This is a genomic window from Lysobacter capsici (assembly GCF_014779555.2).
GTDB classification, from domain to species: domain Bacteria; phylum Pseudomonadota; class Gammaproteobacteria; order Xanthomonadales; family Xanthomonadaceae; genus Lysobacter; species Lysobacter capsici.
Genome location: NZ_CP094357.1, coordinates 6,042,305 through 6,065,204, shown reverse-complemented (window position 1 = coordinate 6,065,204; position 22,900 = coordinate 6,042,305). Strand labels below are relative to the sequence as shown.

Genomic DNA, 22,900 nt, shown 5'->3' with positions numbered 1-22,900 from the left:
TCCAGGCATTGCGAGACATTTTATGAAACCGGCATTCTGGGCGCGCCGCGCCCACAAGTGGATCGGCCTGATCGTCGGCGTGCAGGCGCTGCTATGGATGATCAGCGGGGTCTATATGACCGTCGTTCCGCTCGAGATCATTCACGGCGATCACCTCGCCCACGCGCACAATCAATCGCTCGCCGCGGCCACGCCGCGGATCGGGCAGGCCGCCTTGCTCGATCGTTATCCGAACATCACCTCGATCAAGCTCAAGCGCTTGCTGGATCAGGAGGTGTACGAGATCAAGCAGGAAAAAATCGGGCAGGACAAACAAGCCTCGCTGATCGACGCGCGCAGCGGCGCGAAGATCACCCCGCTGGAACGCGCCACGGTGGTCGCGCTGGCGCGCAAGGCCTACCAGGGCGAAGCCGAGATCATCGGCGTGGAATGGGTAACCAAGGCGCCGCAGGAAGTGGCGAAACGGCCGGTGCCGATGTGGGCGGTGCGTTTCGCCGACAGCGGCGCGACCACGTTCTATTTTTCGCCCGACACCGGCGACCTGCTGGCGCGCCGCCACAGCCTGTGGCGCTGGTTCGATTTCCTGTGGATGTTCCACATCATGGATTACCAGGAGCGCAGCGACGTCAACAACACCTTGTTGCGCATCGCCGCGTCGGTCGGCCTGCTGTTCGCGCTGAGCGGCGCGTGGCTGGTGTTCTACAGCTTCCGCTGGAGGCGAACCGCATGACGCCGTGGATGCGTTGGCTGCATAAATGGGTCGGCCTGTTGATCGGTCTGCAGTTCGTGCTGTGGATGGCCAGCGGCCTGATGATGGGGTTGCTGCCGCACGACAAAGTGCAGGGCCACGAGTTCCGCGCGCATGCTCCCGCGCCGCGCGCCTGGCCGGCGGACGTGCTGGCGGCGGGCGAGGTGTTGAAGCAGGCCGGATCGGCGCAGGTGATCGTGTCGGGCTGGTTGCTCGATCGCCCGGTGTATCAGGCGCTCGACGGCAAGCGGCAACGTTTGTTCGATGCCCGCACCGGCCGCGCGGTAGTCATCGACCGCGAACTCGCGCGCGCGCTGGCGGTGGCCTCGTACAGCGGTCCCGGCAAGCCGCAAACGCCGATCCTGCTGGACTGGACCCAGGAAGTGCGCGATCACCAGGCGCGTTCGTGGCGGGTCGACTTCGACGATGCGCAGGATACGACCGTATACCTGTCGGCGCAGACCGGCGAAGTGCTGGAACATCGCAACAGCACCTGGCGCTTGTTCGATGTGTTCTGGATGTTGCACATCATGGACTACGCCAATCGCTCGAACTTCAACAACCCGCTGGTGATCGGCGCCGGCATCGGCGGCCTGTGGCTGGCGTTGACCGGCGTGTGGCTGCTGGTCGCCAGCTTCCATCTGCGCGAGTTCGTTCCGCAGCGTTGGCGCCGCGCGCGCGAACTGACCGTGTACGCACCCAACGGCAGCAAGCTGCGCACGGTCAAGGCCGCGGCCGGCGACAGCGTGTACGTGGCCTTGGCGCGCAACGGCCTGCAACTGCCGTCCAACTGCGGCGGCGGCCAGAGTTGCGGGCTGTGCGAGGTGCGTTATCGCGGCGTGCCGCCCGCGCCGACCGCGGCCGATCGCGCGCACCTGAGCGAGAGCAAGCTCAAGATCGGTCATCGCCTGGCCTGCAATCTGCCGCTGGACGCCGATATGGAGGTCGAGGTGGCCGGCGGCGCGAGTCTGTGGACCGAGCACGAGGCCACGGTCGAGCGGGTCAGCGCGGTCACGCCGTTCCTGCGCGAGATCGTGCTCAAGCCGGCGCAGCCGCCGGGGCCGGAGTACCAGCCCGGCGCGTATCTGCAGGTGCATGTGCCCGACTACGAACTGCCTTGCGATCGCATTGTCCGGCCCGACGAGCATCACGGCGACTGGGCCGCGCTGGACTTGCCCGATACCTTGTCCAACCGTGAGGCCGTGCGTCGTTCGTACTCGTTGTCGTTGCCGATCGATGCGACTGACGGCCGCCTGACCTTGCTGGCGCGTTTCAGTCCGGGCCGGCAGGATCGCAAACGTCAGCCACCGGGCAAGGGCTCGACCTATCTGTACACCTTGCAGCCCGGCGACCGGGTCAACTTCAGCGGCCCGTTCGGCGACTTCGCGATTCGTCCGAACGCACGCGAGAAGGTCTTCATCGGCGGCGGCGCCGGCATGGCGCCGTTGCGCGCGATGATCCATTCGCTGCTCAGCCAGGGCGCGCAGGAACGCATCCATTACTGGTACGGCGCGCGGGTACTGCGCGATGCGCCGTACGTGGATGAAATGGCTTCGCTGGCGCAGCGCAACGCTAACTTCAGCTGGCATCTGGTGCTGTCGGAAGCGGCCGAATGCGACGATGCGCTGGTGCGTGGCCTGGTGCATGAGGCCGCGCACGATCGCCTGCTGAAGGATCATCCCGCGTTGCTGGACTGCGATTTCTACCTGTGCGGCCCGCCGGCGATGCTGGCGGCGACGCGGCAGTTGTTGCATCGCCTCGGCGTGCCGGACGAGCAGGTGGCGTTCGACGATTTCAAGATCTAGCGGTCGCCGCGATGTTGCTGGATGGATTCACGGGTCGTCGCTGGGCGGCTCGTGATTCGCTGGCTTAGTCGCTGGCTTAAATGAAAAAGCCGGGCCGCGAAACGGTCCGGCCTTTCATCACGATGCGTAATGATCCGACGGTCGCCGCGATGCGACGGCCGCATGGACCTCACTGCTGCCGGAACGACAGACTGAGCGCCGGCAAGGCTTCGAGAAAGTCGCGCGCGTCGAAGGCCTCGCCGGGTGCGACGACCCCGGTCGCGTGACTGCGTCCATCGCCGATGCGCCGCAGCGCTTCCACGATCAACGGCGCGGTGATCGCGTAGATGTCGCGTCCGCTCGCGCTGGCATGGCGGGCCTGTCCGTTCCTGCGCACCACGGTATCCATCACGAACCGTTGCGACGAACGCCCCTGCGCATCGGTCGCCACCGGCGTCGGCGTTTTCGGATCGCGCAGATCCTTGAGCGGCGCGAGATTCATGTACGAATGCACCTCGTCGCTGCGCACATGCCGCGACAGGGTGATGATCTCCGACAACGGTATCGCGACCACTTCCTGGGTGGCGAACGGCGCGGGAAAGCTCCATTCGCGCGTCGGCGCCGGATCGGCGACGAACGCCAGCGCGCCGTTCGACACCACCCGGCGCCGGTAATGATTGCGCTCGCCGGTCAGGCGGGTGCCGACGGTGGGATGCCAGCTGTCGAGCGCGACCGCGATCTCGATGGCCTCGGCATCATTCCAGTCGCCGAGCGCCGCGGTGGCGAGCAGATCGGCGAGGCCGCCGTAGAACGCCATCGCCGGCAGGATCGTGATGCCGGCGGCTTTCGCCGATTCGGCGAAGCGTTCGTAGATATCGATCACCGCCTGCTGCTCGGCGCAGACATCGAGGTAGTGGATGCGCGCGCGCAGCGCGGCTTCGATCACCGGCGCGGCGGTGTCCAGGAACGGCCCGGCGCAATTGATCACCGCCGCCGCACCGTCCAGCGCGCGATCCAGCGAGGCGGCGTCTTCGATCGACGCGGGCCGCTGCTGCAGTCCGGGAAACGCCTGGCCGAGGTCAGCCAGCTTGCCCGCGTCGCGGCCGGACAGGATCGGGGTCCAGCCGCGCGCGACCAACTCGGCGACGACGAAACGGCCGGTATGGCCATAGGCACCGAACACGGTGGCGGTTCGATTGTGGGTGGTCATGCGTTGCTCCGAGAGGGTTGCGCCAGGGCGGTATCCGTGGCGCTGTTCGAGGCGTCATGAGACCAGCCGGGCGCGCAGGCGGCTATCGAAATCTTTAGCGACCCTCTCTCGCCGCGTCGCTGCCGCGGTTGAGCGAGCCGGTCCGACTAGCGCGGCGTCCTGGCTTCCGCCTTGAGCTCGCCGCGCTGCCACTGGGCGAAGCGCTCGTCGATCAGCGGCGCGATCGCGTCGTAGTTGGCCCAATCGTCCTGGGTCATCCGCTCGGGGTCGTCCTGGAAATGGTTGGAGACCGCGAACGCCTTGTTGATATCGGACACCCAGCGTTGCTCGTCCGGCAGGCCGATGCCGTTGTAGTACAAGGCCACGAACGCCAGATACTGCGGCCGGATGTCGCCGCTCCACAGCAGCCGGCCGCACGGGCCGTGCAGAAACGCCAGCGGCGTGGTCGAGCGATCGCGCAGCGGTTGCAGTACCTGCGCGTTGAATCGCTCTTCGTCTAGCAGCCCGTTCAAGCCGCACCACACGGTGAAGAAAGCGTCCTCGACATAGACCAGCGGCTTGGTCTGTTCGTACTCGGCGTAGGCGGACACGAAGTCCGACTCCTCATCCAGCTGCATCCAGATCCGGTCGAAAGCGGGCTGGCCCTCGGGGAACAGCGCATAGCTGGAGGTTGTCGCGGCGAGCTTCACCTGCGGGCCGGGCGCGTGCAAATTCCAGTACGGAATACCGCCCGAACCACGCAGTTCGAAATTCGCGATCGCATCGAGCTCGGGCTTGCTCAGGCCCCAGCGCAGGCCGCCGGGCAGCGGGCCGGTGTAGGCCGGCTCGATCATGATCTGGGTGATGTAGTTGATGTAGGCGCGCTTTTCCTTGCGCTCCGGCCAATACGGCCGATGCTTCGGCGTCGGTTTGCACGTCACCGAAAGGCCGTGCTGTTTGGAGGCGGTGTGATCGTAGAGGTTGCGCGGTGTCACCGCGCGCAGCGGCTTGGCGCCGATGGCCTCGATCAAGGCCAGCGCGGGCGCGCTGTCGATGCGTTGTCCGATGGCGGCCACCATCAGGTTCCAGATTCGATCGTCCATCGACACGGTGCGGCTCCTTGGCTGTCCGGGTGTTGCATCCATTCGCCGCCGCGCCTGGGTGGCCGGCGACTTCGCGTGTTGTGCGCCGTCGCGATGCGCGCACGGTCGGCAAACGTACGTGATTCGGGACGCCTGGAGCAATCGCCGATACGCGCGGTCGATCACTTCGCGGCGGCGGCTCGCGATTGCTCATCCCACTCGGCATAGGCCAGGAACGACCTCGCCAGCCCGATCTGGGTCAGGTACTCGCCCAGCCCGTTGTCGACCCGCAGCGCGCGTCGCGGGCCAAGCAGGATCGATTGAAGATTGGGCAGCGGAAAACTTTCCGCATGCGGGTCGCCGTATTTCGCTCGCAGGCTCGGATAGGACGGCCACACCCATGGGACCTCGGCGCGCCAGTGATGCCGGCAGCCGTCGGCGGTTTTGTTCTGAGTGAGATGCACGCGGCCGTAGTACAGGCCGAACACCGAATCGGTCTGACTGCGGTCGGGCATGTAGAACGTCGCGCTGGAGACGCGTTGTCCATCGAGACAGGGCAGGCCGGCGAGGCGTCTGTCCAGCAGCGCCATCTGCGCGCGGACCTTGGCGTTGCCGGTGAAGATGGCCGAATCCAGGCGATAGTCGCGGCCCGATCCATCGAGATAGTGATCCATCATGCGACCGGTCTGCCGCGCCAGGATCACCAGCTTTCCGCCGCTGGCCAGGGTGCGGTAGAAATCACTTAGGAATTGCCTGTCCTGCGCAGTCATCGGCGCGCGTCGGATCGCCGCGTCCTCCAGGCCGTCGATGCGTTGCTGCAGCGCGTCGCGGCCGATGCCGGTGGCGAGGGTGAAGGCCAGGCCGAAACGCGGCCCCGGAAACTGCCGCCACAACGCCGCCCCGACCAGCGCCATCGCCACCAGGACATACCAGCGGCGCCGGATGCGCCTTCTCTTTGTCGCGACGGGAGCGTTCAATGCGCCATCCAGGATTGGCCGATACGCGATCATAAACGCCGCGATCGTCGAAGCGCGTCGGCCGTCGCGTCGGCATGAGGGCGAGGATGCGGGCAATGGGGCGCGCATCATGATATCGATGCCGCTCGCGGCGAACGACGATGCACTCGCCTCATCGCGGAGCCCGCTTGAAGGCCGAAACGCGCCGTCGGTCACGGCCGTTTCGTCGCGTGTGGACACGATTTTCGCCCGGGCCTACCATCGGCCGGCCCGTCAATGAGTGACCGGGCGGTAGGGAAGCACACAACTAAACGGAGATTTTCATGAAGATGCAGCGACGCACCACCGCGGCCCTGGCCGCATTCGTCTTCGGCTGTTCGATGTTCATGAGCGCCAGCGCGGCCATCAATGCATGCACCCGTTGCTGGAACACCTACGATCTGTGCGTTGCCGCCGGCACCAGCGCGCAGTGCGAAACCAACCTCATCACCTGCCTCAAGCGCGGAGACGGCACCCGTCCCTGCCCGCTCTGATGTTTACCGGTGACGCCCGCGGCCCGCATCGGGTCGTGGGCGTCGCCTCGATCGCGACGCCGCGGTTACGGCTTGGAATCCCCGGCCTTGGTATCGACGGCGAGCTCGTACGCCGGCTTGGGATCGAACTTCTGCTGCAGGAACCGGCCGCTGTCGATCAGCGCCTCGGCATCGCCGGCGAAGGCTTCCTGCGCGATCTTCTTCAACGACCCATCCAGCAATTGCAGCTGATCGGTCAAGGTCTGCGCGGCGGTGCGACCGTCCTCGAGCGCCTGCATCTTCGCGAACGCCGGCGGCAACCGCAGATAGCTGGCCAGCATGTCCGGCAGATAGCGGCGAAGGGTTTCCTGGATGGTGAAGGCCGATTGCGCCGACAGCGCGCTGGAATCCTTGAGCGTGCGCAGACGCGGCAACAGGTCGCGCAAGGTGTTCTGGATGCTGCGCAACGATTCCAGCGCTGCGGCCGGCAAAGCCTTGGCGACCTGGCTCACCAGCCGGTCCAGATGCTGCACCAATTGATCGGCGGAGATTTCGTGGTTCGCCACCGCATCGGCCAGGGTGCTGCGCGGCCAGCCGATCGCGCCGGCCGCGTACAGCCCAGCCACGATCAACGGCCAGCCCGCGCCGATCACCCCGGTGAACAGCAACACCAGCCCGATCGCGCCCAGGCAGCAGCCGACGATATTGCGCGTGCTGTACAGATACAGCTGCAGTTTGTTCGCGGTCGGAAGGGCGACTGGCTTATCCATCGATCGATGAGGTCACTGGTAGCCGCGGATGTCCTTGAACACGAGCGCAAGCGATTGCGACTTCGCATCGAAGGCCTTGCCGCCGGTGGCATCGGCCAGCGACTTCATTTCCGAGGCGTCGGCCTCGCCGAAGATGATCGGGAATACCCGGATCGATCGGACCGCATCGTCCTGGCTCTCGCGCCAGCGCAGAAATTCCTGCAGGTCGATGCCTTCGTTGTTTTCGCCGTCGGTCATCAGCACCACGGTGTAATAGCGCTTGTCCGGACGGCTGCGTTTCTCGCCGGCCAGTTCGAGCAAGGCCTGGCGCACGCTGTCGTAGATCGCGGTGCCGCCGTCGGCGGCCATCGGCTCCACCGCGGCCTGGATCGCCGCGAGGGTGGCGCGGTTGCTGTCGGCGCCGCTGCCCATGTCGAAGGTGCGGGTCGGCATCGGCCGGCTGGAGAACGGCAGCAGGCCGATGCGTTCGCGGTTCTGGAAGCGCGCATAACGCGAGCTCAGCGATGCGCTGTCGCCGCCGGCCAGGGTGTTCATCGCCGTCTTGAGCTGGCCCAGGCGATCGTCGCGTTCCATCGAGCCCGACAGGTCGAGCACGTAGCGCGAGGTCGACGGGATGCGCATGTCGGCGAGGAAACTGTCGAGCAGGCGATCGATGACCTGTGGCTGGCCGGGGAACGGCAATTCGATCAGGGTACGGTTGGGAATCTCCGACGCCGCGGTCGCGTCCGGACTGACCGGGCGGCGCAAGGTCGCGGCCGACAACCGGGTCTGGAACGCGGGCGAGCGCAGATACGCCACCAGCGTGTCGTAGTCGCCGCGCTTGCCGGTGTCGAGCAGCATCAGCGGATAGTCGGCGGTGATGATGCCTTCCTTGGGATACACCGGCACCAGCGGCTCGGGCAGCTTGCCGCCGTGATTGAGCGAGAGGATCACCGACTCGTAGTTGATGAGGCCGTCGGCCTTGGACGGGTCGCTTGCGTAGGCATCGGCGAGCCAACCCGAGGAACCGGCGGTCATGCGCTGGCCCTGATAGAACGCCTTGAGCGCCGGGTTGGCGACGTCGGCTTCGGTCAGCGCATCGGGATTGGACGCCAGCGCCGCGGCGATGCCGATCACCGCGGTGAAGCCGGTGTTGCTCGCGGTCGGATTGGTCATGCCGAAGGTGAAGCGGCCGCTGCCGGCGGCGTCGGCGATGTCCTTCCAGGTCGGGTCGGTCTTGTCCCAGCCCAGCGCCGCGGCCTTCGATGCCTTTACGCCGAGTATCACCGGCGACAGCATGATTTTTTCCTGCGCCTTGATCCGCGACTTGAGCGTGGGATTCATCGCCAGGTACTTGCCGTGGCTGACCCACACCGCATCGAAGGCTTCGCCCGCGTTGAGCCGGTCGATCGCGTCGAGCGTGCCCGAATAGGTGAAGCGCACATCGATGCCGGTCGCCTTGCGGATGTCGTCGCCGAGCTGCGTATCGACGTCCTTGATCTCGGAACCGGCGAGCACGGTGAACGCGCGTCGCGGACGGGCGTCGCTGTCGGGCGAGGCGCCGTCCTGCGCGCCGCCGCCGCACGCGGCCAGCACGGACACGGCCACGGCGGCGGCGAACAGGCGTAACAGTCGGATCATGGCGGTCGTTCCTGACAAGGCGGGTCCTGGCGAAGTCGCGGGCAAGGTCAGAGCGCGACCGGACCGGCCGGCGCGGCGGTCGCGTGCTGCATCGCCGCGATCGCGGTGCCTTCGCGGTTCATGCGCGCCTCGCCCTTGTCGATCAGGGTCTTGAGGTTGCCGATGTTCACGCCCATGGTCTGGATCGCCTTGCCGCGGAACTCGTCCATGCGGTCGAGCGCGGCGAAGGTGGTGTCGAACGCGGTCTGCAGCGCCTGCACGCCGATCAGCGGATTGCTCTGGAACTCGGCGACGCGGTCGACGTGCTGGCCGAACTGAGTCGAGGTCGAGGCAATCAAGCCTTCGATGGCTTTCGAACTCGACGCCAATGCATCCATCACCTTGATCTGGTAGCCCTGCGCGCGCGCCAGGGTTACCGCGATCGACAGGCTGGACATGCCGATGGTGGCCATGCGGTCGCAGCCGTTGCGCAACTCGCGCCCGGTCTTGCGCAGGCCTTCGAGCATCTTGTAGCCGTTGATGCAGACCAGGATCTGGGTCTTGATGTCCTGGCTCGCCTGGCGCACGTAGAACAGCACTTCCTGTTCGACCGCCTTGGCGCGCGCGGGATCGGTGGCCTTGAGGCCGTCGATCGCGGCCGACAGCTTGGCGTCGAGTTCGTTGGCGAACATATCGGCGGCCTTGAGTCGGGTCAGCGCCTCCAGCAGTTTCTGCATGGTCGCGTACAGCGCCTGATCGTCGCGCGCGAGTTCGTCCTGCACGCCGTATAGATGGTCGATGGTCTTGCGGATCGAATCGCCGGCGGCATCGAAGCGCAGCAGATAGGCGCGCAGCTTGTTGCCGAACGGGATCAGGCCGAGCAGCTTGTGCACGCCGAGCAGGTCGCCTTCCTTCGAGGGGTTGAGGTCCTCGAACAGCATGCGCATCTCGCTCATCACCTTGAACGCCGGGCTGTCGGCGTCCTTGACGAAACTCTTGTCGAGGAACTTGTTGGTCAGCAAGGTGCTGTCGCCGATTTCCTTGCGGCCCAGGCGGAACGCGCTGTCGACGCGGCTGCGGAAATCCTCCGAATGCGGGTCGAGGGTCAGCAGGTCCTGGATGAAGCCGTCGGCCTGCGACAACAGCTGCGTGCGCAGTTCGTCCTTGAACGGGATCATCGCGCTGGCCTGATCGGGCTCGCGCACGATCGCGGCCGGTTCGGGCATGTCCAGGGTCAGCACCGAGGTTTCTGCGGCCGGCTGCGACGAAGTCTGCATGGTCATGGGATCAGTGTCCGAGAGTGGATTCGATGCGGGAGATCATGCGTTCGAGCAGGTCGTAGGTCGGCGGATCGACCACGTCGACCAGGGTCTGCGGCACCTCGAGCTTGCGCGCCTTGGCCTGAGCGAACAGCGCGGCGTTGTCGGTGCCGCGCAGGCCATAGCGGTGCGCGATCGCCTGGATGCGCGGATCGCGTTCGAACACCTGCGCGAAGCGCTCGCCCTTGTCGCTGATCGCGACGATGGTGTGCTTGGTCAGGATGGTCGGCTGCGGGTACAGCAGGACCATGTTCGGGTCCACGGCGGGGTGCTTGAAGGCGTATTCGAGGAACTGCTGCTCGTAGATCATCACCAGCGGGCTCTTGCCGAGCTTCATGGTCACGTAGTCCTCGAACGGACCGGACGAGCTGGCTTCCTGATAGCCCTGCTTGGCGAACAGATGGACCAGGCGATCGGCGACACCGTCGGCGACGGTTTCGGTATCGACCACGTTGTCGCCGTTGGCCAGATAACTCGCCAGCGCGAGGTACATCGCCGCCGAGTTGCTGGTGCGCACGTCGGTGCTGGTGATCAACACCGACTTGCTGACCGCGTAGTTGGGATTGGGCTGCAGTTCCTTCCAGCGCGCGCCCTTTTCCATCAGCTCGACCAGCTTGCGCATGTCGACGATGAAATAGGTGCCGCCCTGCTGGTGGACGATGCCGTTGCCTTCCAATGTCGGCAGCAGCTGCTTCCAGCTGGCCACCGCCATCGGCGTGTAGAAGCTGTTGAACACGCGGCGCGAGCCGGTGACCGCGGCGATCTTCTTGGCCGCGGCGGCGCCGGCCGGGTAGGCGACGTCGAATTGCTTGAGGTCCGGGCGGGTCGCGATCTCGCGCGAGCCGGCCTTCTGCACGTCCAGCGCGATGCCTTCGCCGGCGAGGATGCGGGTCAGTTCGGGGTCGCGCAGGAAGTCCAGTTTCTCCGAGCCGGTCAGCACCCGCACGGTGATCTGGCGCGCGGCCGCGGCATCGCTGGCGGCGGCCTGCCGCGCCGCTTGGTCGCCGGCGCGCTTGTCCTTGGCCGAAAACACGATCCCGGCGGCCACCCCCAGCAGAAGCAGGAGGGCCAGACCGGGTCCCAGGAATTTCTTCATCAGCACGTCCCCTGTGTGTCGATTGCGGATCAGCCCGTTTGACCGGATGGGCCGCGGTGGCCGCGGGTGTCGTCGTCGGCTTCCAGTCCGGCGATCGCAATCCCCTTGCTGCGGCAGTGTTCGATCGCCAGCCGCTCCATCAGGTTCGACATGCTGCGGTTCTCCATGCCCGCCGCGATCTCCAGCGCCTCGCGGACGCCCGGCTGGGTGCGGAAGGTGGTGACCACGGTGCGGTTGGCGGCTTTCGGCATCGAACCGAATACGAGTGAGTGCGCAATGACGGACATTGGGCGCCGCTTGTGTTTCAGTTTCATGGCAGTTCGGCTTCGCGGCGCGCTCACTCGCGCCGACTCCATGGCGGAAGCGCGGCGTGAGGGACGCGGCCGGGAGCCGTTACGAAGTCCGGATTGAGGTTCGCGGTCTCGCGTCTGGATCGTCGTAGGCGCGGCCGCCTTGTGGGTGATCGCGCGCAGCGTGCCGGCGCGCTCCAGGGCGGCTCGGCGTGTCGCCCTCGTTCGCGCCATCGAACGCCGGCCTGGGCGTCGCGGCGCGCGTGCTAGCCTTCGTCCACACCACCAACACCGGGCCCGAGACGGGCCGCGGCTCGATGAAGGGATGCTCATGAAACAAGCCGTTGCTTCGCTCGTGCTCGGCGCGGTCGCGATATTCGCCGCGGCGCCCGTCGCCGCCGAGCACGCATCGGATATCGGTGCCAGCGTCGATATTTCCTCGCGCAGGCTCAATCCAGCCAAATATCCGTCGCAAGCGATCGAGGCCTGCGTGGGCGGCACGGTGATCGTGCTGGTGGACGTCGACAAGAACGGCGAGTTCAGCAAGGCGACGGTCGAACGATCCGGTGGCCAGGCCTATTTCGACGAGGCGGCGCTGGAGGCGGCGAAGCATTGGCGTTACAACCCGGCCATGGAAGGCGGCCAGTCCGCGGCGGGAAGGTTGCGCATACCCGTGGATTTTCCGGTGTACGAGGGCTGCTGGGCCTCGGTCGAAGTCGATGTCGAGGCCCGGCCCGACAGCGCCTCGATGAAGGCGAATCCGCCGAAGTGGCCCGCCTCGGTCAAGGACGACAAGCTGCGCGGTAAGGTCGTGCTGCTGATCCAGATCGATCGCGACGGCGGCAGGAAAAACCTCAAGGTCGGCGAGTCCAGCGGGCATGACGATGTCGACACCGCGGCCGTGTTCGCGGCGCTGCAATGGACCTATCGGCCCGCCGTGCTCGACGGCGAACCGGTCGCCTCGGTGCTTCACTGGCCGGTGTTTTTCGGACAGAAGACGCCGCCGCCGTATCGTTGAAGCGGCGCGAAGGCGCGGTCGGTATCGCGACAGCGCGAGGCCGTGCGCGACAACCTTCCCACGCCGGTAAACATGCCGCGCGCTTCGCGATGCGTTATCGTGCGGCGATGTCCGTATCGACCGTGCTGCTGCGCGTTCTGCTGAGCCTGATCCTGGTCTTGAACGGGATCGGGTCGGCGCACGCGTCGGTGCAAATGTCCGTGAACATGGCGATGCCGTGGAGCGAGCGGGCGATCGGCGCGGCGGACAAGGCCGCGGGATCGCATTGCGCCGGCCATGCCTTGGCGATGACGGCGAGTCAGCACGACGCGGACCACGCCGATGCGCCCGCCGCGGCGCCAGAACCTTGCGACCCCGCCGCGCCGGACTGCTGCAAATCCTCGGCATGTCGCTGCGCCTGCCCGCAGGTGTGCGCGTCGCTGATTCCCATGGTGCCTCAGGCGCCGTTGCTGGCCGCGCGCGATCGCGCGGCCGGGGACTTGGCGCTCGCGTACCCCGCGCCGGCCTTGCCGCATTTGATCCGACCTCCCATCGCCTGAGCATGCATCGGCGCCTCGCGCGCCTGTGTCGCCGTGTCCGCCCCGCCTGTCGCGCGGCGGTCGCGGCGGTCGTGTCCGTGTTCAACGGACATCTCTCGACGCATGTGGAGTTCCCATGTCATTCGATTCTTTGGGCGGCCGCGTCTGTGCGCCGCATCAGGCGTACCGCTTCGCGCAAGCCCTTCGCTCTAGGTCCCGGTGGGTTCCGCCAGGTCGCGGCAGGTCCGATAGCTATTCCGGTTTTGGTTCTGCAGCTGATCGCAAGGAGGCGCCATGAACGTCGCTGCGCGATCCATCCTTTCCGTCGCCGTTGCGGCGGGTTTCATCAGCCTGGTCGGCGCGATCGCCGTCTACAGCGGCGCCTACAACGTCGCCGCCGACGAACCGCACACGCGCGCGGTGTACGCGTTGCTGGAAACCGCTCGCGTCCGCTCCATCGCCGTGCGCGCCGACGCCTTGCGGGTGCCGGCCGATCTCGGCGACGAGGCGCGTATCCGTCAGGGCGCGGGCAACTACGCCGCGATGTGCATGGGCTGCCACCTCGCGCCGGGCATGGAGCCGACCGAACTGAGCAAGGGCCTGTATCCGGCGCCGCCGGACCTCACTCGGAAAACCGTATCCGCCGGTGAGGCGTTCTGGGTGATCAAGCACGGCATCAAGGCCAGCGGCATGCCGGCCTGGGGCGGGAGCATGGGCGACGACTACATCTGGAATCTGGCGGCATTTCTTCAACAGCTGCCCAAACTCGACCGGCCGAAGTACGAGGCCTTGGTCGCCGCCAGCGGCGGCCATTCGCACGGCGGCGGCGAGACCGGCGGGCATGCGCATGCGGCCGAAGCGATGGACCACGATGGCGTCATGCCGCGGGACCACGCCGGCCACGACGCGATGAGCGACGCGTCCGATCCGTCGCCGGCGCGCAGCGCTACGCCGCACACCCACGCCGACGGCAAGCCGCATGCCCATGCATCGGCGGCCACGCCGCGCCAATCGACGTCCTCGCAGAACCGGCCGGCCGCCGACACCCACGCGGACATGGCCCAGCCGGCGACACCAGCCAAACCATCCTCGACAACGGAAGACAGTCATGAGCATCAACATTGATCTTTCACCCACTCCATCGGTTATTGCGAACCAGCACCAAGGAGAACGGACATGCGAATAAGCCATGCGGCGGGACGCTCGCTGTTGCTGGCAACCGGGTTGGCCTTGAGCGCCTGCGCCCGCCCGCCCGAGACCGCGCTCGCGGCGACGCCGGTCCCGGCAACGGCATCGGCTCAGCAGTCGGCGGTCGCCGACACCTGGCCGCGCGTGCTGGTGCACAAGAGTCCGACCTGCGGCTGCTGCGGCCTGTGGGTCGATCACCTGCGCCAGGCGGGGTTTCCGGTCGAGGTCCGCGATCAGGACAACATCCACCCGATCAAAGAGCGGCTCGGGATTCCGTTCGGCAAGGGCTCGTGCCACACCGCTCAGATCGACGGCTACGTGATCGAAGGCCATGTTCCGGTCGAGGACATCAAGCGCCTGCTCGCCGAGCGTCCGCAGGCGCGCGGCCTGACGCTGCCCGGCATGCCGGCCGGATCGCCGGGCATGGAAATGCCCGACGGCCGGGTGGAGCCGTACACGGTGGAGTTGATCGCCATGGACGGGAGCGCGCGGCCATTCGCCCAGCATGGCGGCGCCGGATCGCGATGAGCGTTGCGCCGTCGGCGTGCCGGGACCTCGCGCATGCGGATGTCCCGGCGCGTTGGCGGCGATGACGCAGATGCTTCGGCAGTCGTCCGAATATCGCGCGTGGACCGCGGCACTTGTGCGGCGAGGTTTGCAGCGCCGATGATCGCCGGCGCGTACGCCTCGATGCGTGGCGCACGCATGGTCCGTGGTGCGATTGCGCGATTGCATGCAGTTCACGACCGCACCCACACTGTTTCGTTTCGACCCATGGAGGTCACGATGTTGGCGTTTTCGCTGGTTCTTGCGGCCGCATCCGCGGCGGCGCCCGCCGCACCCGTCGCCGACCCGGCCACGATCGCCGCGATCGAAGCGACCTGCTTCGATTACGTGGACGGTCAGCTCGAAGCGAACCCGCAGCGGGTCGCGCGCGCACTGCATCCGGACCTGGCCAAGCGCGCGGTGATCGGCGACACGCCATACGAACGGCTGGGCCTGCGCCGCATGTCGAAGGAAGAACTGGTCGAACTGACCAGGCAGGGCGCGCTGAAGACCCCGAAAGATCAATGGAACCGGACTTGCCGGGTCCTCGACGTGACCGACGAGGCCGCATCGGTGCGCCTGGAAACGCCGTGGTTCGTCGACTATTTCCATATGGGCCGGTTCGACGGCAAATGGATCATCGTCAACGCGCTGTGGCACAGCAAACCCAAGCGCCGGTGACGCGAACGCCATGATCGATCTGCGTCCGCTGCGTCCGCTGAAGTTTTCCGCCGCGCAAGCCGCCCTGCCCGATCGGCTGAGCGCGGCCAGCGGCATCGTGGTCGTCGGCGATGTCCTGTACGCGATCGCCGACGACGAACTGCACTTGGGTGTCTTCGGTCTGGCGGGACGCCACGATGCGGGCTGGACGCGGATCTTCCCGGGCGAGTTGCCCGACGATGCGGCCGCGCGCAAGGCGCTCAAGCCCGACCTCGAAGCGCTGGTCCGTCTGCCGCCGTTCGCCGGCCACCCGCATGGCGCCTTGTTGGCGCTGGCTTCGGGTTCCAAGTCGAACCGACGCACCGGTGTGCTGCTGGGTCTGGACGCATCGGGCGCATTGCGCGGCCCGCCGCGTCCGGTCGATCTGTCCGCGCCGTACGCGGCGTTGCAGGCGCGTTTTCCCGGTTTGAACATCGAAGGCGCGGTGGTGCGCGGCCAGGAACTGGTGCTGTTGCAACGCGCCAGCGGCGGTCATCCGGAAAACGCATTGATCGGCTACCCGCTGGCCGAGGTGCTGGATGCGCTGGGCGGCTCCGACGACCCGCGTTTGCCCGAGTTGCCCGCGCGCATCGTCAGCGTCGATCTGGGCCGGGTCGATGGCGTTCCATTGGGTTTCACCGATGGGTCGGTGTTGGCCGATGGCCGGATCGTGTTCAGCGCGGTCGCGGAGAATGTCGACGATACCTATCACGATGGTCCTTGCGTCGGCGCGGCGATAGGGATTGTCGATAGTGATGGGCGAGTTGAGCGTGTCGAGCCGGTGAGTCCGCTGCAGAAGATCGAGGGAATCGATGCGCAGATGGAGGCGGGCACCATCCGCTTGCTGCTGGCGACCGATGGAGACGATCGCAGCATGCCCGGCACATTATTCAATGCTTCGCTTGTGCTTTAGCCAAAAATCAGGTGTTCCCCAAGCGCTGCGAGGCTTGTAACTCGCGTTAGCAACAGCACACCCGAAGGGCGGCGCACATGGATGTGCGCCGCGCGCCACCGGGACAAGGATGTCCCGTGTGGCGCGTGCCCGCGTCGGCAACGATCTTGCGGGCATTTGATTCAAAAAAAAGCATTTTTCTTTGGTTACCTTTCTTTTGTTGCTTTAGACAAAAGAAAGTGACCCGCCGCTTTAGCGGCGGAACGCTTTTGATCCTGCTTGCAGCTTTGAAAGCTTTGAAGCTCTAAAGCCAGAGACAAGATCAACAGCTTTCGTCCGCAAGCGGCCGAGTTACTTTCTTTTGTCAAAAGCGACAAAAGTCCGCCTGGATTCCCTTCGGTCAAAAGGTAACCAAAGAAAAATGCTTTTCTTTGAATCAAGGGCCCGCGCGATCGGTGCCGACGCAGGCATGCGCCACACGGGACATCCTGTCCCGGTGGCGCACGGCGCACATCCATGTGCGCCGCCCTTCGGGTGTGCTGTTGCTAGCGCGAGCTACAAGCCTCGCAGCGCTGGAAGGTAGGCGCGACTTCGAGAAAAAGCCACATGGCCTACCTGTAGGAGCGGCGCAAGCCGCGACCGCGTCACCACACTAACTTCGAAATTATGTCGCGACCGCATTGCCGCGACCGCGGCTCTCGCCTCAAGCGCCAACATCGCAACCACAACGCCATCCACCGTATCCATTCCCCGTAACCCTCGACACCCACGCGAGGCCCCGACAGCGGACGACGGAGATCGGCATGCATACACGAAACACCCATGGCCCGGGCGCGGCCGCGTTTCGACGCGGTCTCGGCGGCATCGTACTGGCGTTGATCGCCTCGACCGCCGCCGCGCAATCGCCCCGCGCCGACAGCGACGCGCTCGCCACGCAACAGGTGCGCACGGCAAGCAACGAAATTCGCCAGACGCTCGCTCGGATGCAACAGATCCCCGGCGCATTTCCCGCGGTGTCGGCGGTGGTCGTGCAGGGCGACGCCACGCCGCTGTTGTTCGTGCAGGGAACCGCGCACGCCGGGCATCCGGGGCGGGTCGATCATCGGTCGCTGTTCTATATCGCTTCGCAGACCAAATCCTTCCTCGCGCTGCTTGCGGCGCGCCTGGACGAAACGGGCGTGCTGCCGCTCGATACAACGCTCGCGCAGATCTGGCCGCGGCTCGAACTGCCGGCGCCGGCCGACCCGGCCACGATCACGATGGCCGACCTGTTGTCGCATCAGGAAAACCTGAAGACCGACACCTTGAACTTCCTGACCGCCTACGTCCGCGACGTGCCCGCCGCCGACTACCCGGCGATGCTCGCGTGTTACACGCAAACGCGCAGTGAGGGCTTTCGTTACGCCAACCTCGGCGACCTGATCTACGGCGCCGCGCTGGAAACGCGCACCGGCCGGCCATGGCAGGCGTGGCTGCAACACGAAGTGCTGAGCCCCTTGCGGCTCGATCAGGTCTACAGCCGGGGCTCGCGCGCGCCCGCGCGCCGGCTGACGTGGAATCATCGCTGGGACGGTCAGGCCTGGATCGCGTATCCGCCCAAGCCCGATGAACTCATGCACGCCGCCGGCGGTCTGCTGGCGTCGTCGGACGACATGGCCGCGTGGATGCGGGCCAACCTGCGGCGGCGCTCGCCGACCGGCACGCCGTCGGCCGGAAGTTTCGCGCTCGCGCAACGTCCGCGCGCGAAGGCGGAATTGTCCGATGGCGAGTTCGTCTGCGATGGCTACAGCCTGGGTTGGTATTCGTGTGCGTACAAGAACCAGCAGGTGTTGATGCACCCGGGCGGTTACGTCGGCGTGGTGTCGGTCACGCTGCTGTTGCCGGCCTTGGACACCGGCCTGTCGCTGGTGGTCAACAGCGACAGTGCGATGGAAGGCGTGCAACTGGAACTGATGAAAGCGTTTATCGGCCTGGCGACAGGGCAGGGCGGCGAAAGCGAACGCCTGCGCGCGCTGGTCGACGGGTATCCCGCGCGTCTGGCCCGCACCGTCGCCAAGCGTCGCGACGCGGTGGAAAAGGTCCGCGGCGAAAGCGCCTGGAACGGTTGGGCGTGGTCGCCGCCGCGCGCGCAAACCCGGCGCTACCTGGGCAGTTTTCAAAGCGAGCGGCTGGGCCGGCTCGAGGTCGTGCACGGGCGCGACGGACTGCAGGCGCGACTGGGCGCGATGCGACTGAGCTTGATACCGGCCAGCCCGGACCTGTTCGGCGCCAGCAAATCCCGACTGGATGCGCCCGAGCCGTTTCGCTACGACCAGGCCGCCGATTCCTTGCGCTGGAACGACGACACCTTCCAGCGCCTGCCGTCGCCGCGCGTCTGCCCCGATGTGCCTTGCGGCAAGCGGTGAGCGCGCGGCCCGATCGCGCTAAGGCGTCGCCGCGGAGCCGCCGATGATGAAGTCGCGCATCAGCGAGAAATAGTTTTCCGGCTGGCGCGTGGAGATGCGTTCGCCGTCCGCGCGCGTCTCGAATTCGTACATGCCGTGATCGGCATCGGCGAACACGACCCAGCGGATCGGCCGGCCGGCCTGCTTCAAGCTCGCCAGGCGGCGCAGGGTTTCGGCGGGCGGCGCGTCGCGGTCCTGGCCGCCGAGCAGCCACAGCTGCGGCACGCTCAGATTGGCCAGCACCGGCATCGGGTCGTAGCGCAGCGGGATGCCTTCGACCATGCCGGGCGCGTCCTTGCGCAGCACCTGCTCCGACGCGCCCAGCACGAAGCCGCTGTAGTTGCCGCGGATCGACGCGAACCATGGCTGCCTGGCGTACTTGCGCTTCACTTCCTCGAGCCGTTCGAAGCCTTCGCGAAAATCGCTTTCGACCACCGCCGCGGTCGCATCCGCCACTTCCATCGCCGGGGCCACGGCGTCGGCGCCGAAACCCGCGCGCTTGAGGTCGAATTCGATCGCCTCGCGATCCTCCTCGAACGGCGACACCGCCAGGCCGAAGCTGACGATGACGAAATCCACCGGCTCGATACGCGCGGCCAAGGGCGCGACCCAGCCGCCCTGGCTGCCGCCCTGGTAGCCGATGCGGCCCGCGCGGCCCGCGGCGAGACGACGCGCTTCGCGCGCGGCCTGCACGGCATCGACCGCCAGCAGCAGATAGTCCTGGGTGTAGCGACCCGACGACACGCCGGTGCCGCGCTTGTCGTAGGCGAACACGCCGATGCCAGCGCTGGCGAACTGGCGTTGCAGCGAATAGTCCTCCAGCGCCGAGCTGTGTTCGGCGCCGTGGATCAGCACCACGATCGGCACGCGCGCATCGCCGGGCGGCAGGGTCAGGCGTCCGGCGAGTTCGACGCCGTTGCTGCGGAATCGCGTGTCCACTTGAATCAGCGCTTCGCGCCGGCCGGCGACATCGTCGAAGCGGATGCCGCGCTGGCCGCAATCGGCGATGGTGACCACGTGGCCGTCGGATCGATCGGTCCAGCCGTAACGGCTGATCCAGCGGCCTTCGCCGGTGGCGGTGAGCGCGCCGGTGCGTCCGTCGGTACGGCGCCAGCGCAGCTGACCCGGTTCGCCCGGACCGATGTCGAGCGCGCTGCCGTCGGCCATGCGATAGCTGCCGATCTCGCAGCGCGCGGTCGTGGCCGAACTCGCCGCCGCGGCCTGTGCGCTGTGCATGGCCGGCACGGTCGCGCCCGCCCAGGTCAGCAGCAGGGCGAGTTGTGCATGTCGCAGTTGGATCATGGCTACGCTTCCGGCTCGGATACGTTCCGATTTACGTAAACGTTGACATATATCTGGGCCGCCGGCAATATGGTTTCGTCGCAGGATCGGCGACCTCCGGGCAAGGGCCGCACGCATGAACGATTTCATCCATCGGCAGGGCCCTGCGTTCCTGGCCCATCTGCTGCGGCGTCTGGCCGACGAACTGGTGCAAGGCGCGAAGGACTGGTATCCCAGCGTCGGCGTCGATGCGCCGCCGCGCACGATCTCGACCCTGCTCGCGCTGGACGAGCACGGCCCGCTCGGCGTGACCGAACTGGCCGGCGTGCTGCGGCAATCGCATTCGCTGGTGATCGTGTGGATACGCGAACTCACCCGCCTGTCGCTGGTGCGCTCGAAATCCGATCCGGCCGACGGACGCCGCACCGTGATCGTGCTGACGCCCAAGGGGCGCAAGGAACTTGTGAACATCCGCGCGGCGCTGACGACGATGGCGAGCGCCTCGGCCGAATTGCTCGGGCCCGACAGCGAGGCCGCGTTGGCGGTGCTGTGGGCGATCGAACGCAGCCTGCGCGAGAAACCCTTTATCGAACGTCTGCGCCAGCACGAGGCCGACCGCGGCGGCTGATCGCGGCCGCAGGCGTTGACGCTAGCTCGGCCCGATACCGCGGCCGATCCGCAGCACGTGTCCGTCGGGATGACGCACATGCATTTCGCGCACGCCCCAGGGCATGTCGGTCGGCGGCCAGGCGATGTCGATGCCCTGCTCGAGGCAACGTTGGTGAACGGCATCGACGTCGTCGACCCACACCGAGATCCACACGCCGGTTTCCGCGGCCTCGTCGGCGCCCGGGCCGAAGGTCGGCCTGCGTTCGCCGCCGCCGCGGCCGCCTTGCCCGTTCAGGCAGAAAAAGATTTCGCATTCGCCCGAGCCGACACTGCCGAACGTCGGCGGCGTGCCCCAGTCCCAGCATTTCCTCCAGCCGAGTTTTTCGAACCACGCGAAGCTGCGCTGCATGTCCGAGACGTTCAGGATGGGCGTCATCGCTTTGGCGTACATCGTCGGCCTCTGGCTCGATGGGTGGTGGCTGAATTCACGTCAGCCGCGACGCGGCCCGCGCGTGGACGGATGGTCGGTCGCCGTTGCAACGTCGCTCACCCGATGATAACGCCGCGGCGCTTATCCATGAGCGTGATCATCCTGGAGAGGATCGCGGTCATGACGGTGAGCAAACAGCAAGGCGAGATCGAACGACTCGAGAACGAATTCTGGAAATCGATGATGGACGGCGCCCCCGAGGTCGCCACCGCGATGCTGACCGAACCGGCGGTCATGGTGAGCGGGCATGGCACGAACAAGTTCGACCATGCGGCCTACACCCGCATGGCGAAGGACGGCAGGTACAAACTGACCGCCTACGAGATATCCGGGATGGACGTGGTGTTTCCGCGCGACGATGTGGCGGTCGCCAGTTACCACGTCAATCAGAAATTCGAGCAGAACGGAAAGCCCATTGAAATGGAGGTGTACGACACCTCGACCTGGGTCAAGCTGGACGATCAATGGCGCTGCGTGATGCACACCGAGAGCGCGGCGACGCCGGCCCATTGACGGCGCTCGGGACGGCGTTCGAAACCGCGGGTCCGAACGCAAGCGACAGGATCGATATCGGTAAATAGCGCGGCCGATCCTGGCGCGCGCCGTTCATGGCCGCGGCGATCGAGTGCGCTGTCCGTTCGCGTCGATCACCACCTCGCCGTCTTCCTTCGCGAACGGCGCGCTGACCGGCGGCAGGATATCCAGCACCTGTTCCGATGGGCGGCACAGGCGCACGCCCAGTTCGGTCTGCACGAACGGGCGGTTGATCAGCACCGGCGTGCGCAGCATCGCATCCAGCAAGGCCGCGTCGCTCAGTCGCGGATCGTCCAGGCCCAGTTCGAGATACGGCGTACCGCTTTGGCGGATCGCCTCGCGCACGCTCAAGCCGGCGGCGGCGATCAATTCGATCAGGCGCTCGCGGCTGGGCGGATGCTGCAGGTACTCGATCACCTGCGGTTCGATGCCGGCGTGACGGATCAGCGCCAGCGTGTTGCGCGAGGTCGCGCAGTTCGGATTGTGATAGATGACGGCGTGCATGGCGTTCTCAAGAGCAGGCGGTCGCGCAACACGGCGCGGGCGTTGCGGCGGCGATCGGCGCGGCGACGGTTTCGGTGGCGGTCTTCGCGGCAGTTTCGATCGCCGCGGACGCGACCGCGAGCCGCTGCGAGACAAGATCGCCCTTGCGTTCGCTGTAGCGGTCGGTGAGGTAGTCGCTGTGCGCGCGGGTCAGCAGGGTGAACTTGACCAGCTCTTCCATCACGTCGACCACGCGGTCGTAGTACGCGGACGGTTTCATCCGGCCGTGTTCGTCGAATTCCTGCCAGGCCTTGGCCACCGACGACTGATTCGGGATGGTGATCATGCGCATCCAGCGGCCGAGCAGGCGCAAGGCGTTGACCACGTTGAACGACTGCGAGCCGCCGCAGACCTGCATCACCGCGAGGGTGCGGCCCTGGGTCGGGCGCACGCTGCCTTCTTCCAGCGGCAGCCAGTCGATCTGGTTCTTGAACACGGCGGTCACCCCGCCGTGCCGCTCTGGACTGACCCAGACCTGGCCTTCCGACCACAGCGACAACGCGCGCAGTTCCTGCACCTTGGGATGCGTGGCGGCGACGCTGTCGAGCATCGGCAAGTCGTGCGGATCGAACACGCGGGTGTCGGCGCCGAAGTGTTGCAGCAGGCGCTCGGCCTCTAGCGCCAGCTTGCGGCTGAACGATTGCGGGCGCAGCGAGCCGTACAGGATCAGGATGCGCGGCCGATGGCTTGCGGCGCCGAGCCGCGCCGGATCGGGCGTGGGCAGCGCCGCCGCGTCGATATGCGGCAGGTCGATAAGAGGCGGGGGCGAAGAGGCCATGACGGGTTGCTCGCG

The 22,900-nt window shown here is 66.6% G+C and carries 25 protein-coding genes; 12 read left to right on the top strand and 13 right to left on the bottom strand.

All coding sequences use genetic code 11. The features are described from left to right. Window positions 1–22 precede the first annotated feature (22 nt). Complete coding sequence (locus tag IEQ11_RS25115; RefSeq protein WP_191822466.1) at window positions 23–730, top strand: PepSY domain-containing protein; 708 nt, start codon at window positions 23–25, stop codon at window positions 728–730. Continuing rightward, entirely contained in the window at window positions 727–2,553 is a 1,827-nt protein-coding gene (locus tag IEQ11_RS25110; protein WP_191822467.1) for a 2Fe-2S iron-sulfur cluster-binding protein, read from the top strand. Before IEQ11_RS25115 ends, IEQ11_RS25110 begins: the two co-directional genes overlap by 4 nt. A gap of 169 nt (window positions 2,554–2,722) precedes the next feature. Here IEQ11_RS25110 and IEQ11_RS25105 read toward each other — a convergent pair whose 3' ends face one another. The 3 genes from IEQ11_RS25105 to IEQ11_RS25095 all read right to left on the bottom strand — a co-directional run bounded on the left by IEQ11_RS25105 (window position 2,723) and on the right by IEQ11_RS25095 (window position 5,975). Continuing rightward, window positions 2,723–3,742 carry a saccharopine dehydrogenase family protein gene (locus IEQ11_RS25105; protein ID WP_191822468.1) on the bottom strand — a complete coding sequence of 340 codons (1,020 nt, stop codon included), beginning with the start codon at window positions 3,740–3,742 and terminating at the stop codon, window positions 2,723–2,725. Between the two features lie 146 nt (window positions 3,743–3,888). Next, on the bottom strand, window positions 3,889–4,824 hold the full coding sequence (locus IEQ11_RS25100) for a hypothetical protein (protein WP_191822469.1): 936 nt from the start codon (window positions 4,822–4,824) through the stop codon (window positions 3,889–3,891). 161 nt (window positions 4,825–4,985) lie between these two features. Further along, a complete protein-coding gene (locus IEQ11_RS25095) occupies window positions 4,986–5,975 on the bottom strand; it encodes a hypothetical protein (protein WP_191822470.1) in 990 nt (329 codons plus the stop codon). A 107-nt stretch (window positions 5,976–6,082) separates the two neighbouring features. Between IEQ11_RS25095 and IEQ11_RS25090 the strand changes: the two genes are divergently transcribed. Then, window positions 6,083–6,292: a hypothetical protein gene (locus IEQ11_RS25090; protein WP_191822471.1), complete on the top strand. Its 210-nt coding sequence runs from the start codon at window positions 6,083–6,085 to the stop codon at window positions 6,290–6,292. A gap of 65 nt (window positions 6,293–6,357) precedes the next feature. On the opposite strand, the gene IEQ11_RS25085 is transcribed toward IEQ11_RS25090, so the two are convergent. The 5 genes from IEQ11_RS25085 to IEQ11_RS25065 are packed head-to-tail and all read right to left on the bottom strand — an operon-like array spanning window position 6,358 to window position 11,369. Further along, on the bottom strand, window positions 6,358–7,041 hold the full coding sequence (locus IEQ11_RS25085; RefSeq protein ID WP_191822472.1) for a hypothetical protein: 684 nt from the start codon (window positions 7,039–7,041) through the stop codon (window positions 6,358–6,360). A 12-nt stretch (window positions 7,042–7,053) separates the two neighbouring features. Next, entirely contained in the window at window positions 7,054–8,661 is a 1,608-nt protein-coding gene (locus IEQ11_RS25080) for a substrate-binding and vWA domain-containing protein (RefSeq protein ID WP_191822473.1), read from the bottom strand. A gap of 47 nt (window positions 8,662–8,708) precedes the next feature. After that, window positions 8,709–9,923: a toxic anion resistance protein gene (locus IEQ11_RS25075; protein WP_052756496.1), complete on the bottom strand. Its 1,215-nt coding sequence runs from the start codon at window positions 9,921–9,923 to the stop codon at window positions 8,709–8,711. 4 nt (window positions 9,924–9,927) lie between these two features. Then, window positions 9,928–11,055, bottom strand: coding sequence for a hypothetical protein (locus tag IEQ11_RS25070; RefSeq protein WP_191822474.1), 1,128 nt, complete (start codon window positions 11,053–11,055; stop codon window positions 9,928–9,930). A gap of 29 nt (window positions 11,056–11,084) precedes the next feature. Next, complete coding sequence (locus IEQ11_RS25065) at window positions 11,085–11,369, bottom strand: hypothetical protein (RefSeq protein WP_198338932.1); 285 nt, start codon at window positions 11,367–11,369, stop codon at window positions 11,085–11,087. Window positions 11,370–11,514: 145 nt separating this feature from the next. Here IEQ11_RS25065 and IEQ11_RS25060 point away from each other — a divergent pair, with 145 nt between their 5' ends. From IEQ11_RS25060 to IEQ11_RS25035, 6 genes are all read left to right on the top strand, one after another. Next, window positions 11,515–12,363 carry an energy transducer TonB gene (locus IEQ11_RS25060; protein ID WP_247024887.1) on the top strand — a complete coding sequence of 283 codons (849 nt, stop codon included), beginning with the start codon at window positions 11,515–11,517 and terminating at the stop codon, window positions 12,361–12,363. A gap of 107 nt (window positions 12,364–12,470) precedes the next feature. Beyond that, entirely contained in the window at window positions 12,471–12,902 is a 432-nt protein-coding gene (locus tag IEQ11_RS25055) for a CopL family metal-binding regulatory protein (RefSeq protein ID WP_191822476.1), read from the top strand. A gap of 273 nt (window positions 12,903–13,175) precedes the next feature. Beyond that, window positions 13,176–14,006 (top strand): c-type cytochrome, encoded by an 831-nt coding sequence (locus IEQ11_RS25050; RefSeq protein WP_191822477.1) that lies wholly within the window; start codon window positions 13,176–13,178, stop codon window positions 14,004–14,006. 51 nt (window positions 14,007–14,057) lie between these two features. Beyond that, the gene (locus IEQ11_RS25045; protein ID WP_191822478.1) at window positions 14,058–14,597 is read left to right on the top strand and encodes a DUF411 domain-containing protein; all 540 of its coding nucleotides are present in this window, start codon (window positions 14,058–14,060) and stop codon (window positions 14,595–14,597) included. A gap of 258 nt (window positions 14,598–14,855) precedes the next feature. Continuing rightward, a complete protein-coding gene (locus IEQ11_RS25040) occupies window positions 14,856–15,296 on the top strand; it encodes a nuclear transport factor 2 family protein (RefSeq protein WP_096418709.1) in 441 nt (146 codons plus the stop codon). Window positions 15,297–15,306: 10 nt separating this feature from the next. Continuing rightward, entirely contained in the window at window positions 15,307–16,227 is a 921-nt protein-coding gene (locus tag IEQ11_RS25035; RefSeq protein WP_191822479.1) for a DUF6929 family protein, read from the top strand. Between the two features lie 185 nt (window positions 16,228–16,412). On the opposite strand, the gene IEQ11_RS25030 is transcribed toward IEQ11_RS25035, so the two are convergent. Beyond that, window positions 16,413–16,724 carry a hypothetical protein gene (locus tag IEQ11_RS25030; RefSeq protein WP_247024672.1) on the bottom strand — a complete coding sequence of 104 codons (312 nt, stop codon included), beginning with the start codon at window positions 16,722–16,724 and terminating at the stop codon, window positions 16,413–16,415. Between the two features lie 285 nt (window positions 16,725–17,009). Between IEQ11_RS25030 and IEQ11_RS25025 the strand changes: the two genes are divergently transcribed. Continuing rightward, entirely contained in the window at window positions 17,010–18,611 is a 1,602-nt protein-coding gene (locus IEQ11_RS25025; RefSeq protein WP_191821572.1) for a serine hydrolase domain-containing protein, read from the top strand. An 18-nt stretch (window positions 18,612–18,629) separates the two neighbouring features. On the opposite strand, the gene IEQ11_RS25020 is transcribed toward IEQ11_RS25025, so the two are convergent. Then, complete coding sequence (locus IEQ11_RS25020) at window positions 18,630–19,952, bottom strand: alpha/beta hydrolase family protein (protein ID WP_228464541.1); 1,323 nt, start codon at window positions 19,950–19,952, stop codon at window positions 18,630–18,632. Window positions 19,953–20,067: 115 nt separating this feature from the next. On the opposite strand from IEQ11_RS25020, the gene IEQ11_RS25015 reads away from it, so the two are divergent. Then, window positions 20,068–20,559: a MarR family winged helix-turn-helix transcriptional regulator gene (locus IEQ11_RS25015; protein WP_191821571.1), complete on the top strand. Its 492-nt coding sequence runs from the start codon at window positions 20,068–20,070 to the stop codon at window positions 20,557–20,559. Between the two features lie 21 nt (window positions 20,560–20,580). On the opposite strand, the gene IEQ11_RS25010 is transcribed toward IEQ11_RS25015, so the two are convergent. Continuing rightward, a complete protein-coding gene (locus IEQ11_RS25010; RefSeq protein WP_228464539.1) occupies window positions 20,581–20,976 on the bottom strand; it encodes a bleomycin resistance family protein in 396 nt (131 codons plus the stop codon). A gap of 141 nt (window positions 20,977–21,117) precedes the next feature. Between IEQ11_RS25010 and IEQ11_RS25005 the strand changes: the two genes are divergently transcribed. Beyond that, window positions 21,118–21,543, top strand: coding sequence for a nuclear transport factor 2 family protein (locus IEQ11_RS25005; protein ID WP_191821569.1), 426 nt, complete (start codon window positions 21,118–21,120; stop codon window positions 21,541–21,543). 93 nt (window positions 21,544–21,636) lie between these two features. On the opposite strand, the gene arsC is transcribed toward IEQ11_RS25005, so the two are convergent. Together arsC and arsH are read right to left on the bottom strand one after the other, a co-directional pair. After that, complete coding sequence (gene arsC / locus IEQ11_RS25000; protein WP_191821568.1) at window positions 21,637–22,068, bottom strand: arsenate reductase (glutaredoxin); 432 nt, start codon at window positions 22,066–22,068, stop codon at window positions 21,637–21,639. Between the two features lie 7 nt (window positions 22,069–22,075). Continuing rightward, window positions 22,076–22,885 carry an arsenical resistance protein ArsH gene (arsH, locus tag IEQ11_RS24995; protein WP_191821567.1) on the bottom strand — a complete coding sequence of 270 codons (810 nt, stop codon included), beginning with the start codon at window positions 22,883–22,885 and terminating at the stop codon, window positions 22,076–22,078. Window positions 22,886–22,900 lie beyond the last annotated feature (15 nt).

Excerpts from the sequence above, each read along its gene's own strand:
- IEQ11_RS25115 (WP_191822466.1), top strand. The coding sequence starts at position 23 with ATGAAACCGGCATTCTGGGCGCGCCGCGCCCACAAGTGGATCGGCCTG.
- IEQ11_RS25110 (WP_191822467.1), top strand. The coding sequence starts at position 727 with ATGACGCCGTGGATGCGTTGGCTGCATAAATGGGTCGGCCTGTTGATC.
- IEQ11_RS25105 (WP_191822468.1), bottom strand. The coding sequence starts at position 3,742 with ATGACCACCCACAATCGAACCGCCACCGTGTTCGGTGCCTATGGCCAT.
- IEQ11_RS25100 (WP_191822469.1), bottom strand. The coding sequence starts at position 4,824 with ATGGACGATCGAATCTGGAACCTGATGGTGGCCGCCATCGGACAACGC.
- IEQ11_RS25090 (WP_191822471.1), top strand. The coding sequence starts at position 6,083 with ATGAAGATGCAGCGACGCACCACCGCGGCCCTGGCCGCATTCGTCTTC.
- IEQ11_RS25085 (WP_191822472.1), bottom strand. The coding sequence starts at position 7,041 with ATGGATAAGCCAGTCGCCCTTCCGACCGCGAACAAACTGCAGCTGTAT.
- IEQ11_RS25080 (WP_191822473.1), bottom strand. The coding sequence starts at position 8,661 with ATGATCCGACTGTTACGCCTGTTCGCCGCCGCCGTGGCCGTGTCCGTG.
- IEQ11_RS25075 (WP_052756496.1), bottom strand. The coding sequence starts at position 9,923 with ATGACCATGCAGACTTCGTCGCAGCCGGCCGCAGAAACCTCGGTGCTG.
- IEQ11_RS25070 (WP_191822474.1), bottom strand. The coding sequence starts at position 11,055 with ATGAAGAAATTCCTGGGACCCGGTCTGGCCCTCCTGCTTCTGCTGGGG.
- IEQ11_RS25065 (WP_198338932.1), bottom strand. The coding sequence starts at position 11,369 with ATGAAACTGAAACACAAGCGGCGCCCAATGTCCGTCATTGCGCACTCA.
- IEQ11_RS25055 (WP_191822476.1), top strand. The coding sequence starts at position 12,471 with ATGTCCGTATCGACCGTGCTGCTGCGCGTTCTGCTGAGCCTGATCCTG.
- IEQ11_RS25050 (WP_191822477.1), top strand. The coding sequence starts at position 13,176 with ATGAACGTCGCTGCGCGATCCATCCTTTCCGTCGCCGTTGCGGCGGGT.
- IEQ11_RS25045 (WP_191822478.1), top strand. The coding sequence starts at position 14,058 with ATGCGAATAAGCCATGCGGCGGGACGCTCGCTGTTGCTGGCAACCGGG.
- IEQ11_RS25040 (WP_096418709.1), top strand. The coding sequence starts at position 14,856 with ATGTTGGCGTTTTCGCTGGTTCTTGCGGCCGCATCCGCGGCGGCGCCC.
- IEQ11_RS25035 (WP_191822479.1), top strand. The coding sequence starts at position 15,307 with ATGATCGATCTGCGTCCGCTGCGTCCGCTGAAGTTTTCCGCCGCGCAA.
- IEQ11_RS25030 (WP_247024672.1), bottom strand. The coding sequence starts at position 16,724 with ATGGATGTGCGCCGTGCGCCACCGGGACAGGATGTCCCGTGTGGCGCA.
- IEQ11_RS25025 (WP_191821572.1), top strand. The coding sequence starts at position 17,010 with ATGCATACACGAAACACCCATGGCCCGGGCGCGGCCGCGTTTCGACGC.
- IEQ11_RS25020 (WP_228464541.1), bottom strand. The coding sequence starts at position 19,952 with ATGATCCAACTGCGACATGCACAACTCGCCCTGCTGCTGACCTGGGCG.
- IEQ11_RS25015 (WP_191821571.1), top strand. The coding sequence starts at position 20,068 with ATGAACGATTTCATCCATCGGCAGGGCCCTGCGTTCCTGGCCCATCTG.
- IEQ11_RS25010 (WP_228464539.1), bottom strand. The coding sequence starts at position 20,976 with ATGACGCCCATCCTGAACGTCTCGGACATGCAGCGCAGCTTCGCGTGG.
- IEQ11_RS25005 (WP_191821569.1), top strand. The coding sequence starts at position 21,118 with ATGAGCGTGATCATCCTGGAGAGGATCGCGGTCATGACGGTGAGCAAA.
- arsC (WP_191821568.1), bottom strand. The coding sequence starts at position 22,068 with ATGCACGCCGTCATCTATCACAATCCGAACTGCGCGACCTCGCGCAAC.
- arsH (WP_191821567.1), bottom strand. The coding sequence starts at position 22,885 with ATGGCCTCTTCGCCCCCGCCTCTTATCGACCTGCCGCATATCGACGCG.